General features: G+C 68.9%; 13 protein-coding genes. 8 read left to right on the forward strand and 5 right to left on the reverse strand.

Translation table 11 applies throughout. The features are described 5' to 3' along the window. Positions 1-72: 72 nt before the first annotated feature. Genes AC3WOH_RS07300 through AC3WOH_RS07310 form a run of 3 tightly spaced genes read left to right on the forward strand, consistent with a single transcriptional unit; the run spans position 73 to position 3472 of the window. Positions 73-972, forward strand: coding sequence for a hypothetical protein (locus tag AC3WOH_RS07300; protein WP_492228690.1), 900 nt, complete (start codon positions 73-75; stop codon positions 970-972). After that, positions 969-2942 (forward strand): MFS transporter, encoded by a 1974-nt coding sequence (locus AC3WOH_RS07305; protein ID WP_492228691.1) that lies wholly within the window; start codon positions 969-971, stop codon positions 2940-2942. The genes AC3WOH_RS07300 and AC3WOH_RS07305 overlap by 4 nt, the downstream gene beginning before the upstream one ends. Next, on the forward strand, positions 2942-3472 hold the full coding sequence (locus AC3WOH_RS07310; RefSeq protein ID WP_492228692.1) for a hypothetical protein: 531 nt from the start codon (positions 2942-2944) through the stop codon (positions 3470-3472). Before AC3WOH_RS07305 ends, AC3WOH_RS07310 begins: the two co-directional genes overlap by 1 nt. Before the next feature lie 63 nt (positions 3473-3535). Here AC3WOH_RS07310 and AC3WOH_RS07315 read toward each other — a convergent pair whose 3' ends face one another. Continuing rightward, positions 3536-4552 (reverse strand): 1-aminocyclopropane-1-carboxylate deaminase, encoded by a 1017-nt coding sequence (locus AC3WOH_RS07315; RefSeq protein ID WP_492228693.1) that lies wholly within the window; start codon positions 4550-4552, stop codon positions 3536-3538. Between the two features lie 183 nt (positions 4553-4735). Here AC3WOH_RS07315 and AC3WOH_RS07320 point away from each other — a divergent pair, with 183 nt between their 5' ends. Next, positions 4736-5254: an Lrp/AsnC family transcriptional regulator gene (locus AC3WOH_RS07320; protein ID WP_492228694.1), complete on the forward strand. Its 519-nt coding sequence runs from the start codon at positions 4736-4738 to the stop codon at positions 5252-5254. 13 nt (positions 5255-5267) lie between these two features. On the opposite strand, the gene AC3WOH_RS07325 is transcribed toward AC3WOH_RS07320, so the two are convergent. After that, positions 5268-6443 carry a saccharopine dehydrogenase family protein gene (locus tag AC3WOH_RS07325; protein WP_492228695.1) on the reverse strand — a complete coding sequence of 392 codons (1176 nt, stop codon included), beginning with the start codon at positions 6441-6443 and terminating at the stop codon, positions 5268-5270. A 276-nt stretch (positions 6444-6719) separates the two neighbouring features. Here AC3WOH_RS07325 and AC3WOH_RS07330 point away from each other — a divergent pair, with 276 nt between their 5' ends. The 4 genes from AC3WOH_RS07330 to AC3WOH_RS07345 all read left to right on the forward strand — a co-directional run bounded on the left by AC3WOH_RS07330 (position 6720) and on the right by AC3WOH_RS07345 (position 9758). Then, positions 6720-7205 carry a YiaA/YiaB family inner membrane protein gene (locus AC3WOH_RS07330; protein WP_492228696.1) on the forward strand — a complete coding sequence of 162 codons (486 nt, stop codon included), beginning with the start codon at positions 6720-6722 and terminating at the stop codon, positions 7203-7205. Positions 7206-7281: 76 nt separating this feature from the next. Further along, the gene (locus tag AC3WOH_RS07335; protein ID WP_492228697.1) at positions 7282-7740 is read left to right on the forward strand and encodes a hypothetical protein; all 459 of its coding nucleotides are present in this window, start codon (positions 7282-7284) and stop codon (positions 7738-7740) included. A gap of 14 nt (positions 7741-7754) precedes the next feature. After that, positions 7755-8585, forward strand: a complete 831-nt coding sequence (locus AC3WOH_RS07340) for a DUF2145 domain-containing protein (RefSeq protein ID WP_492228698.1) — start codon at positions 7755-7757, stop codon at positions 8583-8585. A 54-nt stretch (positions 8586-8639) separates the two neighbouring features. Next, the gene (locus tag AC3WOH_RS07345; protein WP_492228699.1) at positions 8640-9758 is read left to right on the forward strand and encodes a serine endopeptidase; all 1119 of its coding nucleotides are present in this window, start codon (positions 8640-8642) and stop codon (positions 9756-9758) included. Between the two features lie 2 nt (positions 9759-9760). Here AC3WOH_RS07345 and AC3WOH_RS07350 read toward each other — a convergent pair whose 3' ends face one another. The 3 genes from AC3WOH_RS07350 to tgt form a co-directional block, all read right to left on the reverse strand. Next, positions 9761-11224 (reverse strand): GGDEF domain-containing protein, encoded by a 1464-nt coding sequence (locus tag AC3WOH_RS07350; protein WP_492228700.1) that lies wholly within the window; start codon positions 11222-11224, stop codon positions 9761-9763. Positions 11225-11348: 124 nt separating this feature from the next. Further along, the gene (locus tag AC3WOH_RS07355; protein WP_492228701.1) at positions 11349-11873 is read right to left on the reverse strand and encodes a hypothetical protein; all 525 of its coding nucleotides are present in this window, start codon (positions 11871-11873) and stop codon (positions 11349-11351) included. A gap of 28 nt (positions 11874-11901) precedes the next feature. After that, complete coding sequence (tgt, locus tag AC3WOH_RS07360) at positions 11902-13074, reverse strand: tRNA guanosine(34) transglycosylase Tgt (protein ID WP_492228702.1); 1173 nt, start codon at positions 13072-13074, stop codon at positions 11902-11904. Positions 13075-13102 lie beyond the last annotated feature (28 nt).

The raw sequence follows: 13102 nt of genomic DNA on the forward strand, positions 1-13102 counted from the left end.
ACAGATTTCAGTACCGGTGAAGGCCTGGGCGTTCCCACACTGCGCCCACCAACCACTCCCGGAACCCGCACCATGCCCTTGCCACTTCCTCCCCGCGCCACGGGCCCGTCCCGCCTGGAGGCCGCGCTGCTGTTCGGTGCCTGCGCGCTGCTGGCGCTGGCCGTGTTCGGCCCGGTGCTGCACGACAGTGCCCACCAGCACGGCTTTGCCGACCAGCGCACGCTGCTGGGTATTCCCTGTGCGCTCGATGTGCTGAGCAATCTGCCGTTTGCCATTGCCGGGGCCTTGGGCCTGGCGTGGCTGGTCCGGTTGCAGGCGGGCGCGGTGGATGGCGTCTCACGCGCCCTGGCGGGCCTGTTCTTCGCCGGCCTGGTCTGCACCGCGGCAGGTTCGGCCTTCTACCACTGGCGCCCCAGCGACTTCGGCCTGATGTGGGACCGGCTGGGCATGGTGCTGCCATTCGCGGGCCTGCTTGGGCTGGCGGCGGCGGGGCGCGTCAGCGCCCGTGCCGGTGTGGCCACGGCTGGTGCGGTGCTGCTGGGCGGTACGCTGGCCGTGCTGTGGTGGGCCCTGTCGGGCAATGTGCTGCCCTGGGCCGTGGTGCAACTGGGCGGCATGCTGGTGGTGCTGGCGCTCGCCATGCTGCCGCGCCGGGCCGGCACCCTGGCCGTGCACCTGGGCGCAGTGATCGCCTTCTACGGCGTGGCCAAGCTCTTCGAGGCGGCCGACCACCCCATCCTGGAGGCCACGGGCCAATGGGTGTCGGGCCACAGCCTCAAGCACCTGGCCGCCGCTGCCGCGGCCCTGCCGGTGCTGTCCGCACTGGCGGGCTTGCTGCTACGCAACGCAGGCCATGGCCCTGTCGCCACAACCGGGCAGAATGGCGCCCAGCACCGGGCGCGACGCGGGCCGGTGACAGCGCCCGAGATGCCGTTCGACCACACCAAGATGCAAGCGAGGAGAGACGCATGACCACCACCGAGACCCCTTCTGCGGGCGCGAGCTCCCTGCATGCCAGCCCTGGCGTCCACGCAGGCCATGGCGGCCACGAGGATCCCAACCAGTTCGCCCTGCTGCGCCAGCGCCGCTTCGCGCCCTTCTTCTGGACGCAGTTCTCGGGTGCCGCCAACGACAACCTGTTCAAGTTCGCCTTCACGGTGATGGTGACCTACCAACTGAGCGTGGGCTGGCTGCCGCCGGCCATGGCCGGGCTGGTGATCGGTGCGCTGTTCATCCTGCCGTTTTTGCTGTTCTCGGCCACCTCGGGCCAGCTCACGGACAAGTACGACAAGACGAAGATGATCCGCTTCGTGAAGAACCTGGAGATCGCCATCATGCTGGTGGCGGCCGTGGGCTTCGTGGCGGGCAACGTGCCCATATTGCTGCTGTGCACCTTCCTCATGGGCATGCACTCCACGCTGTTCGGGCCGGTGAAGTTCGCCTACCTGCCCCAGGTGCTGACCGAGCGCGAGCTCACGGGCGGCAACGGCATGGTGGAGATGGGCACCTTCGTCGCCATCCTGCTGGGCAATGTGGCCGGCGGCCTGCTGGTGGCGCTGCCTGGCATCGGCCACACCACGGTGGCGATTGCCTGCGTGGCGCTGGCGCTGGTCGGGCGCCTCGTGGCGCAGGCCATTCCCCCGGCACCGGCCACCGACCCGGGCCTGGTCATCAACTGGAACCCCATCAGCGAAACCTGGCGCAACCTCAAGCTGGCGCACGGCAACATCGTGGTCTTCCGCTCGCTGCTGGGCATCAGCTGGATGTGGTTCTTCGGCGCGGTGTTCCTGTCGCAGTTCCCCAGCCTCGCCAAGGAGGTGCTGCACGGCAACGAGCAGGTGGCCTCGCTGCTCCTGGTGGTGTTCTCGGTGGGCATCGGCATCGGTTCGCTGCTGTGCGAGGTGCTCTCGCGCCGCCATGTGGAGATCGGCCTGGTGCCCCTGGGCGCCATCGGCATGAGCGTGTTCTCCATCGACCTGTATTTCGCCGCGCGCAGCCTGCCGCCCGCGGAGATCATGGGCCTGGGCGCCTTCCTGGCCCAGGCGCCGCACTGGCGCGTGATGCTCGACCTGGCGCTGCTGAGCCTGTTCGCGGGCCTGTACAGCGTGCCCATGTACGCGCTGATCCAGATGCGCAGCCAGCCCACGCACCGCGCGCGCATCATCGCCGCCAACAACATCCTCAATGCGCTGTTCATGATCGCCAGCTCGCTGATCGCCGGCGCGCTGCTGGGCGCGGGCTTCACCGTGCCGCAGATCTTTTTGTTCACCGGCCTGGCCAATGCGGTCGTGGCGTTCTACATCTTCATGCTGGTGCCCGAGTACCTGCTGCGCTTCGTGGCCTGGGTGTCCTCGCGCTTCGTCTACCGCTTCAAGGTGCAGGGCGACGAGAACCTGCCGTCCGCCGGTGCCGCCATCCTGGCCTGCAACCATGTGAGCTTCGTCGACGCCGTGCTGCTCATGGCTGCCAGCCCGCGGCCCATCTACTTCGTGATGGACCACCGCATCTTCCGCGTGCCGCTGCTGGGCTGGCTGTTCCGCCTGGCCAAGGCCATTCCGATCGCGCCCTACAAGGAAGACCCCGCCACCTACGAAGCCGCCTTCGAGCGCGCGGCCCAGGTGCTGCGCGAGGGCGATTTGCTGGCCATCTTCCCCGAAGGCGGCATCACCAAGGACGGGCAGCTGCAGGAGTTCAAGGGCGGCATCATGAAGATCATCGACCGCGCGCGCGAAGAGGGCATCCACGCCCCCGTGATCCCCATGGCGCTGACCAACCTCTGGGGCTCGTACTTCAGCCGCATCGAGCAGGGCGGCGCCATGGTGCGCCCGTTCCGCCGCGGCTTCTACAGCCGCGTGGGGCTCAATGTGGGCCATGCGGTTCCGGCGGCCGAGGTGCAGCCCGCGTCCCTGCGCTCGCGCGTGGCCGACCTGCTGGCCGCCTGATGCAGGGCACCGAAAACCACCTGGAGAAGCAGGAGCGGGTCGCGCTGGCGCGCCGCATCATGGCCTTCCTGCGTGAAATCGGGCTGGCGGTGAGCGAGGCCGAGGTGCCTGCCGACAGCTTCCTGCCCGGCCTGCGCATCGTGCAGGGTGGTTTGCGGGTGGACCTGGAACGCTTGCGTTGGCCGGGTGACCTGCTGCACGAAGCGGGGCACCTGGCCGTGGTGCCTGCCGCACTGCGCGGCGGCATGGACGATGCGCTGGCCGAACTGCCCCCTGTGCCGCACGGGGGCGAGATCGAGGCCACGGTGTGGGCCTGGGCAGCCCTGCTGCACCTGCAGTTGCCGTCCGCCGTGCTGTTCCATGACGGCGGCTACCACGGCCAGGCGGCGGGCCTGCGCACCACCTTCGAACTGGGTGTGTACCCGGGCCTGCCGGGGCTGGTTGCGGCAGGGCTCACGGCATCGCCTGGGCAGGCAGCCGCCTTGGGCGTGGCGCCTTACCCGCACATGCTGGCCTGGCTGCGCGCCTGATCCGATCAGATCACCGAGAGGCCCGCCAGCCGGGCCAGGCGCTCGGCTTCGGTCTCGGTGCGGTCAGCCGTTGCGAAAAAGAAAGCTGTAGGCGTTCAACGCCGGCACCCCTCCCAGGTGCGCGTACAGAACACGGGAGCCTTCGGGGAATTCGCCCTTGCGCACCATGTCGATCATGCCGTGCATGGACTTGCCTTCGTACACCGGGTCGGTGAGCATGCCTTCCTGGCGTGCGCACAGGCGGATGGCTTCGAGCGTGCCCTCGTTGGGCAGGCCGTACTCGGGGCCGCCGTAGCGCGTGTCCAGCACCACGTCCTCGGCCGTGATGTCCTGGCCCAGTTCCACGAGCTGGGCGGTGTGCTGCGCGATGCGCAGGATCTGCGCGTGCGTCTTTTCGGGCTTGGCCGATGCGTCGATGCCGATCACCTTGCGCGCGCGGCCGTCGGCCGCGAAGCCCACCACCATGCCGGCCTGCGTGCTGCCCGTGACCGAGCACACGACGATGTAGTCGAACTGGAACCCGAGCTCCTTCTCCTGCTGGCGCACCTCTTCGGCAAAGCCCACGAAGCCCAGGCCGCCGTAGGGGTGCTCGGAGCAGCCTGCGGGGATGGGGAAGGGCTTGCCGCCGGCCTTCTTGACGTCGTCCATGGCCTGCTCCCAGCTGGGGCGGATGCCGATGTCGAAGCCCGCGGCATCCAGGCGCACGTCGGCCCCCATGATGCGCGACATCTCGATGTTGCCCACGCGGTCGTACACCGCGTCGGAGTAGTTGACCCAGTTCTCCTGCACCAGCACGCACTTCATGCCCAGGTGCGCGGCCACGGCGGCCACCTGGCGCGTCTGGTTGGATTGGATGCCACCGATGGAGACCAGCGTGTCGTAGCCGCCGGCAATCGCCTCGGGGATCAGGTATTCGAGCTTGCGTGTCTTGTTGCCGCCGAAGGCCAGGCCGCTGTTGCAGTCCTCACGCTTGGCGTACAGGTGCACCTTGCCGCCCAGGTGGGCCGACAGGCGGTTCAAGGGGGTGATCGGCGAGGGGCCGAAGGTCAGCGGGTGGCGGGCGAATTTCTGCAGGTTCATGGCGGCTCTCGTAGGCGATGGAAGAGGGGGAATCCGTTGCAGGGGCGCTTCGGTGGCGCCTCGCCTGCAATGCCTCCATCGTAGGAAAAGCCATGGCTAACGTGGTTGTGAATATGGGTTGGATTTCGGAGATTTGCTATGTGAAAATGCCAATCGAGAAATATTAATTCCGAAAAACAAGCCATGTGCGCAACAAAAGTTCACGGCAAGAGTGCGCCCGCCAGCGCCGCGGTCACCGACGACCTGGACCGCACCGACAAGGCCGTCCTGCGCCTGCTGCAGCGCGATGCCTCGCTGTCCAATGTGGCCCTGGCCGAGAAGGTGCACCTGAGCCCGCCCGCCTGCCTGCGCCGGGTGGAACGGCTCAAGCGCCTGGGGCTGATCGACGGGGTGGTGGCGCTGCTCAACCCCAAGGCCGTGGGGGCCGGCATGCTGGTGATGATCGGTGTGGTGCTCGACCGCTCCACGCCCGAGTCCTTCGCGGCCTTCGAGAAGGCGGCCGTGAAGATCTCGGGCTGCATGGAGTGCCACGTGGTGACGGGCGAGTTCGACTACTTCATGCTGGTGCGCACGCGCGACAGCGACAGCTTCAACCGCCTGCATGCCGAGCAACTGATCTACCTGCCCGGCGTGCGGCAGGTGCGCTCCTTCATGGTGCTGCGCAATGTGCTGTCCACCACGGAGCTGCCGCTGGCCTTGTGACCAGCGGCGGGGGTTACGCCGTCTCGACTGCGAACGCCAGCCCGGCATTTGCCTGCAGGCGCGCGATCAGCGGCTCGCCCATGGCGGGCGCCGTGGTCCAGATGCCGCCCGGCGTGGCGGCGGCCTCCTGCAGCAGGCAGACGGCGGCTTCGGTGATCATCTTGCTGGTCGAGCCATAGCCTGGGTCGCGGTCGCCCTTCACGCCCACGCGCAGGGTGTTGCCCTGGCCGTCCTCACCGAGGAACAGCACGTCGTACGAGCCTGCTTCGCGCTCCTCGCGCGACGGGCCTTCGCCGGGCTTGGGGCCTTCCTTGGAGCCCATGGACTTGTCGCCCGCCACGGCATTGGCGATGGCCTCGCCCTTGGCGCCCGGGCCTGTGACCAGCATCTCGTCGTAGACGAAGTCCGTGCCATAGGCATGCTGCAGCAAAAAGTTGGAGCGGTGCACATTGCGCGTGTTGATGGCCGCCATCACGAAGGGCGCGACCCACACGCCCAGGGCTTCGTCCTCCATGGGCTTGTGGCCCGTGGGCTGGCGCGGGCCCTCGAAGCCAGGCGTCAGCGAGAACGGGTTCTTGAGCAGTTCCAGCACCTTCGGGTCGGCGGCCGATGCGGCCATGGTGGCCTGCAGGCTCGCGGCCGTGCCGCCCGAGAACGTGCCCTTGAGCTTGCGCACCCGGCCGCGCACACGGCTCGCGGGGTGGCCGAAGCGCGCCTTCATCTCGCGCTGCAGCATGAACACGCCTAGATCGAAGGGAATGGAGTCGAAGCCGCACGAGAACACGATGCGCGCGCCGCTGGCCTTCGCCGCAGCCTCGTGCGCGTCGATCATGTGGCGCATCCAGGCCGGTTCGCCGCACAGGTCCACATAGTCCACACCCGCGGCCGCGCAGGCGGCCACCAGTTCGTTGCCATAGAGCTGGTAGGGCCCCACGGTGGTCAGCACCAGGCGCGTCTGCGCCATCAGCGCCTGCAGGCTTTCTGCGCTGGCGCTGTCGGTCACCACCAGGGGCGTGTCGGCCGGGGCGCCCAGTTCGTCGCGCACGGCGGCCAGCTTCTCGGCGCTGCGCCCACCCATGGCCCAGCGCAGGCCGCTGCCGGCGGGGTAGCGCTGCAGCAGGTACTCCACCACCAGCCGGCCGGTGAAGCCGGTGGCGCCGTGGACGACGATGTCATAGGGTTTGGTCATGGGGTTCTCCAGGAGAGTCGGTAGGGCGGCAGGCTCAGCAATCGCCGGGATTGTGAAAGACCAGGGCGGCATCGGCTGTCGCCCATGCGCTTCCAAGGGGGTGGCATGCGCGCAACTGTGGGGGCTGATAAGGGTGTCAAAGTGTGACCAAGTACCGTAAAACGATACCGAGGAGATGGTGCCGCGCCACTGTGGTGGTTCAATGCGGACAGCCGGCGGGCGCTTTGCGACCATCCGTTCCGTGTTCAACAACGGCCCCAGGGCCACACCACCCTTATGTCAGCATCTCCCGTCCTCGTTCAGCGCGATACCAAGGCCTGGCAGCTCCAGGTCTGGATTTCGTTCGGCATCGCCGTGTTCCTGTGCGCAGTCGGCCTGGCCTGGCTGCCCGGGGAACAGCTGGAGCGCGCGTTCATGGTGATGGGCTATGTGTTCTGCCTCTCGGCCGCCTTCGTGCTGGCCAAGTTCGTGCGGGACAGCGAAAGCGCCACGCGCCGTGGCGCTGGCGACACGCCCATGTGGAAGCTGGTGGTGTGGGGCGGCTTCGCAGTCGCCATGGGCCTGACGGGCTGGGGCCTGTTCGGCATGGAGATCAACGTCACCTACAAGGCCTTTCTGGGGGTGAGCTGGCTGTACCTGATCACCACCGCCTTCACGCTGGCCAAGATGCTGCGTGACCGCCACGAGGCCGACCTGCTCGAAGCCCGCCTGCAAGGCCGCCGCGAAGCCGCCCAGTCGGCTGCCCAGAACAGCAATAGCTGATCCTGCCCCGTGTCTGGAATGCCATTCCCCGGCACACCGAGTGCCGGGGGCGCCCACCTCTGAGGAGTGAATGACCATGAGAACCCTGCAACGCACCCTGGCCCGCGCCCTGCTGGCCGCCACTTTCCTCGCGGCCCTGGCCAGCCTGCCAGCCCGCGCCCAGAGCGAGGCCTCGGCCGCGCTGTCCCTGCTGCCCGTGGCCTCCGTGGTCGGTACGGCCTCGGTCGCCTCGACCGCCGCCGGCGCCGTGGTGGCCCTGCCCGCGGCCCTGTCGGTCGGTGGCGCCGTGCTCTCGGTGCGCGCCGTGGAGGTGTCGGCCGTCGGTACCGTGTATGTGCTGGAGCGTGCCTCGGACGGCGCCCGCGTCAGCGTCGAGGTGCTGGGCCGCGGCATCGGCGCCTCGGCCCACGCCGTGGGCACCGTGGTGGTCTGTACCGTGATCGGCTCGGGCGTGGTGCTGTCGGTGGCCGGCGAGGCCCTGGCCTTCGTGCCCAACGCCATCGGCCGGGCCCTGCTGTACAACGAGCGCCTGTGAGGACGGTCGCAGCCATGCACACCACCACCACTTTGCACCCGGCCGGCCTGCGCTGGGCCCTGGGCGCGGCGCTGCTGACCGGCGCTGTGCTGCTCCCTGCCACCCAGGCCCATGCCGGCCGCTCCTGCGAGGCGGCCAAGCCGCCCCCCGCCAAGAGCATTGAGCGCGGCATGCAACTGGCCGAGCGCACCTCCCAGGCCCTGGACGCGACCGGCGCCCAGGTCGTGATGCTGGGCCGCGCGGGCCAGGACCTTAGCAAATACGGGCTGCGCTATTCGCACCTGGGCTGGGCCTACAAGACGCCCGAAGGCCCCTGGCGCGTGGCGCACAAGCTCAATGAATGCGGCACCGCCGTGGGCCATGTCTACCGCCAGGGCCTGGGCGAGTTCTTCCTTGATGACCTGTGGCGCTACGAGGCCGTGTGGGCCGTGCCCACGCCCGAGGTGCAGCAGCGCCTGTACACGCTGTTGCAGGACAAGGGCCGCACCAAGGCCCTGAACCAGCCCGCCTACAGCATGGTGAGCTACGTCTGGGGCACCAAGTACCAGCAGTCCAACCAATGGGCGCTGGAGACCCTGGCCGCAGCCATGGAGCCGGCCACCGTGACCTCGCGCGAGCAGGCCCAGGCCTGGCTCAAGTTCAAGGGCTACGAGCCCACCACGCTCAAGATCGGGCCGCTGACCCGCATGGGCGGGCGCGTCGGTTCGGCCAACATCGCCTTCGACGACCACCCCAACGACAAGCGCTTCTCGGACCGCATCGAGACGGTGACCGTGGATTCGATGCTCGTGTGGCTGCAGCGCGCCCAACTGGGTGCGGCCCCGGCCACCCTCACGCTCAAGTGACAAGGCCGGTGCGCGCCGTCTGAAGATTCCAACCGACACCCGGGAGATGTGCCCATGAGCAAATCGCTGCGCCTGTCCGAAAAATGGTTCCGCCGCGGCCTGTGGCTGGTGGCCTTTGTCTTCGCGGGCTTTCTGATCGGGCTGGGCGGCACCATCGTCGGTGACCTGCCCCAGGTCGAGAAGCGCCTCGTGGTCGAGGACTTCGTCGACAAGGCCGCCTACGACCGGGTGCGCGAGGAAGTTCGCAGCTCGCGCAAGGCCGAAGAGGATGCCGAAACCGCGCTGCAGCAGGCCCAGCTGCAGCGCAGCAAGGCGCGCAGCGAAAGTGTGGCCGAGCGCGAGACCTTCAACAACTGGCTGGCCACGCGCAGCGCCACCCAGCGTGCCGACCAGGACCCCGAGGTCATCGCGCGCACCCAGAAGCTCGACGTGCTCAAGCTGGCCGAGCGCAAGACCCAGCAGGCGGTCGAGGCGCAGCAGCAGGCCGCGCTCGACGCGCACCAGGCCGCCAGCGCCGCCCAGCAGCGCCAGAGCGAGATGGAGCGCGAGGGCTATGACCGCATGTCGGTCGAACAGCGCAAGCTGGAGCTGCGCGTCTTCCTGTACCGCCTGGCGCTCACGCTGCCGCTCCTGGCCATTGCCGGCTGGCTGTTCGTCAAGAAGCGCAAGGGCACCTACTGGCCCTTCGTCTGGGGCTTCATCTTCTTCGCGCTGTTCGCCTTCTTCGTGGAGCTCGTGCCCTACCTGCCCAGCTACGGCGGCTATGTGCGCTACGTGGTGGGCATCGGCATCACGGTGCTGATTGGCCGCTATGCCATCCTGGCGCTCAACCGCTACCTGGAGCGCCAGAAACTGGCCGAAGCCCTGCCCGACCAGGAGCGCCGCAAGGAGCTCAGCTACGACGTGGCCCTGGCGCGCCTGGCCAAGAGCGTGTGCCCCGGCTGCGAGCGCCCGGTGGACCTGAAGAACGAGAAGATCGACTTCTGCCCGCACTGCGGCATCGGCCTGTTCGACCACTGCGGCGTGTGTACCACCCGCAAGAGCGCGTTCGCGCGCTTCTGCCATGCCTGCGGCGCCGCCGCGGCCGGTGCACCGGCGCCCCAGGTGCTGCCGGTGATCCCGCCCACGCCACCGGTGCCGCCGGGGCGGTTGGCGCCCGGCAGCGTTCCCTGATCTCAGGGGCCCGGCGCGGCCCGGGGCTCCTCGTACAGATGGGTGCGGTCGCGCCCGGCCGCCTTGGCCTCGTAGAGCGCGGCGTCGGCATCGGACATCAGCGCCCCCAGCGAGTCCTGTGCGGACACGCCCGTGCGCACCACCAGGCCGATGCTCACGGTGGCGTGCAGCGGCGTTGCATGGCCTGGCAAGGCGAACGGGTGGTTGCGCACCTGTTTGCACAGGCGGCGCGCCACGGCCATGGCATCGGCCTGGCGTATGCGTGGCAGCACCACGGCAAACTCCTCGCCGCCCAACCGGCCGAACAGGTCACCCGGCCGCAGCGCATCGCTCACGGTGGCGGCAAAGCCATGCAGCACCTTGTCGCCCTGGGCGTGGCCATAGGTGTCGTTCACGCGCTTGAAATGGTCCAGGTCCAGCATCAGCACGGCCACGCTGCTGCGCTCGCGCGCCAGCCGGGCCAGCAGCTTGCTGCCTTGGGCCATGAAGGCGCGGCGCGCCAGGGCATCGGTCAGGAAGTCGTGGCTGGCTGCGCGGTGCAGGCGGCGCATGGCCTCGACGCTGGCCGCCTTGGCCGTGGCCACCGACAGCGGGCCCAGGCCCAGGAGGGAGATCCCCACGCGCAGCGAGAACACCGACCAGGCATGGGTGGGCGCGAACGCGAGGTCCAGCACGCCCGCGCCGGCCGCCATCGCCAGGCCGAAACAGGTCAGCATGGACAGCACGCTGGTGGCAAACACGCCATAAGTGAGCGCACACCACAATAGGGCGGGGACGGGGAAGGCCAGCGCCCCGGGGCCGCCAATGGCGATGGCCGCCGCCTCGCTCGCCGCCAGGGCGAGCAGCGGGGCGCCGTACTTCCAGCGGCGCCGGGACCAGCGGCGCTTCTTGAGCGTGCGCCGCGCCTCCTGCGGGGTCGGCAGGCTCAGCAGGACCGGGAGAATCAGCACGCTGTTGATCAGCTCCGTGCAGAACCACATGCCCAGGGCCGTGGGCCAGGCCGTGTTGAACAGCAGCGGGCCCGTGCCCGAGCCGACCAGTGCCGCCACGGCACTGCTGGCCACACAGATGCCGAACATCAGCACCACCGACATCTGCCGTTTGAGGAAGCGCGTGGCCACCGGCACCTGGCCGAACAGCCACCATCCCGTGGCCACACCGCACAGGTTGGCCGCGGCCAGCCACAGCGTGGCCAGCGGGGGCGTGCCGGCCGCCAGGTCGGCAGCCACATAGCCCACGGCGGCCGCCGCCCAGGTGCCCGATGCCGCCAAGCGCGGGTAGCGCACCAGCAGGCCCAGCAGCAGGGCATTGGCTGGCCAGAACGCAGCCATGAAGCCCACGGGCCGGGTCATGATGCCCAGCAGGGACGCGGCGAACACCAGTGCACCGATGCCCAGGCACAGGCCCCAGCCCTTCACGGGGCCGGCCGCAGTGCCGGGAGAGGGTGGGCGCAACAGGGACTTCATGCGTGGTAATCCAGGGCAGGGGCCCACTGTAGCCGCGAATGCCGGCTGGTACCGGTCAGGCCCCCTCGGGTGTGGAATGGGTCAGGGTTTGTTCACAATTGGCGGGGAGTCTGGCGTACCGGCCTCACGGCATGCGACGGCGCCAGGCCTGCCAGCGCATGCGCCACTGCCGCTTGAGCACCCGCCCCGCGCGCCAGGGCCAGGAAGCGCGCACGCGTTCGAGCAACAGTGCCTTGGTGTGCATCCAGCGGGCGTACACCCAGGCAAACCAGCGCAGTTGCAGCAGCGCCGGCTGGGTCAGCGTGAACAGCCGCGCCAGCACCGCCGTGCCCACCAGCTTGGCCACCACGATGATGAGCATGCCCAGCACCACGTGCCCCTGGCCGATGGTCCACAGGGCCAGCAGCTTGACGGGCAGCAGCATCAGCGAGGGCAGGGTGAACAGCAGCAGGGCCGCCCAGGGGGGCAGGCCACGCACGGAGCCCTCGATCCAGCGCAGCCCGGGCCAGCGGCCGATGCGCGCCAGGAGCTTCTGCAGCGGCTCCCAGCCCCATTCCTCGAAGACGATGAGCAGCGCCAGCAGCCAGCCGGCCAGGTGGCCGATCGGCCGCAGCGGCCACAGCAACAGCTTGCGCAGGAAGGGCGGCACGGTGGTCGGAGGGCCGGCGGGTGAGGGATCAGACGCCGCGCGCCCGGTCCGCCTTGAACTGTGCGCGGAACTGGGCAAACGTGCCCGCGTCCAGCGCCTCGCGCACTTCGCGCATCAGGTTCAGGTAGTAGTGCAGGTTGTGGATGCTGGTGAGCATCGGGCCCAGCATTTCGCCGCAGCGGTCCAGGTGGTGCTGGTAGGCGCGGCTGAAGCCCCCGCGCCCGCCGGCCTCCCACGAGACACCGCTCTTGCCCGCGCAGGCGTGGCAGGTGCAGCTGGTGTCCAGCGGCTGGTGGTCGCTCTTGTGGCGGGCGTTGCGGATCTTCAGGTCGCCATAGCGCGTGAACATGGTGCCGTTGCGCGCGTTGCGCGTGGGCATCACGCAGTCGAACATGTCCACACCCTGGGCCACGCCCTCGACCAGGTCCTCGGGCGTGCCCACGCCCATCAGGTAGCGCGGCTTGTTCGCGGGCAGCAGGTGCGGGGTGTGCGCCATGATGCGCAGCATCTCGTCCTTGGGCTCGCCCACCGAGACGCCGCCCACAGCGTAACCGGGGAAGTCCATCTCCACCAGGCGCTCCAGCGATTCGGCACGCAGGTTCTCGTACATGCCACCCTGCACGATGCCGAAGAGCGCATTGGGGTTGTTCAGGCGGTGGAACTCGTCCTGGCTGCGTTTCGCCCAGCGCAGGCTCATCTCCATGGACTGGCGCGCCTCGCGCTCGGTCGTCAGGTGGCCCTTGGTCTCGTAGGGCGTGCACTCGTCGAGCTGCATCACGATGTCGCTGTTGAGCGTGGTCTGGATCTGCATGCTCACCTCGGGCGACATGAACAGCTTGTCGCCGTTCACCGGGCTCGCGAAGGTCACGCCCTCCTCGGTGATCTTGCGCATGGCGCCCAGGCTCCAGACCTGGAAACCGCCCGAATCGGTGAGGATGGGCTTGTTCCACTGCTCGAAGCCGTGCAGGCCGCCAAAGCTTTCCATCACGTCCAGGCCTGGGCGCATCCACAGGTGGAAGGTATTCCCGAGGATGATCTGCGCGCCCATGTCGTGCAGGCTCTGGGGCATCACGCCCTTGACGGTGCCATAGGTGCCCACGGGCATGAAGATGGGTGTTTGCACCACGCCGTGGTTGAGCGTGAGCGTGCCCCGGCGCGCGTGGCTGGTGGGGTCGGTGGTGAGAAGGTCAAACTGCAGCATGGGCTGCATTGTCCCAGACCGCACGTCC

Source organism: Acidovorax sp. FW305-C-20-28 (assembly GCF_058783375.1).

Excerpts from the sequence above, each read along its gene's own strand:
- AC3WOH_RS07300 (WP_492228690.1), top strand. The coding sequence starts at position 73 with ATGCCCTTGCCACTTCCTCCCCGCGCCACGGGCCCGTCCCGCCTGGAG.
- AC3WOH_RS07305 (WP_492228691.1), top strand. The coding sequence starts at position 969 with ATGACCACCACCGAGACCCCTTCTGCGGGCGCGAGCTCCCTGCATGCC.
- AC3WOH_RS07310 (WP_492228692.1), top strand. The coding sequence starts at position 2,942 with ATGCAGGGCACCGAAAACCACCTGGAGAAGCAGGAGCGGGTCGCGCTG.
- AC3WOH_RS07315 (WP_492228693.1), bottom strand. The coding sequence starts at position 4,552 with ATGAACCTGCAGAAATTCGCCCGCCACCCGCTGACCTTCGGCCCCTCG.
- AC3WOH_RS07320 (WP_492228694.1), top strand. The coding sequence starts at position 4,736 with ATGTGCGCAACAAAAGTTCACGGCAAGAGTGCGCCCGCCAGCGCCGCG.
- AC3WOH_RS07325 (WP_492228695.1), bottom strand. The coding sequence starts at position 6,443 with ATGACCAAACCCTATGACATCGTCGTCCACGGCGCCACCGGCTTCACC.
- AC3WOH_RS07330 (WP_492228696.1), top strand. The coding sequence starts at position 6,720 with ATGTCAGCATCTCCCGTCCTCGTTCAGCGCGATACCAAGGCCTGGCAG.
- AC3WOH_RS07335 (WP_492228697.1), top strand. The coding sequence starts at position 7,282 with ATGAGAACCCTGCAACGCACCCTGGCCCGCGCCCTGCTGGCCGCCACT.
- AC3WOH_RS07340 (WP_492228698.1), top strand. The coding sequence starts at position 7,755 with ATGCACACCACCACCACTTTGCACCCGGCCGGCCTGCGCTGGGCCCTG.
- AC3WOH_RS07345 (WP_492228699.1), top strand. The coding sequence starts at position 8,640 with ATGAGCAAATCGCTGCGCCTGTCCGAAAAATGGTTCCGCCGCGGCCTG.
- AC3WOH_RS07350 (WP_492228700.1), bottom strand. The coding sequence starts at position 11,224 with ATGAAGTCCCTGTTGCGCCCACCCTCTCCCGGCACTGCGGCCGGCCCC.
- tgt (WP_492228702.1), bottom strand. The coding sequence starts at position 13,074 with ATGCTGCAGTTTGACCTTCTCACCACCGACCCCACCAGCCACGCGCGC.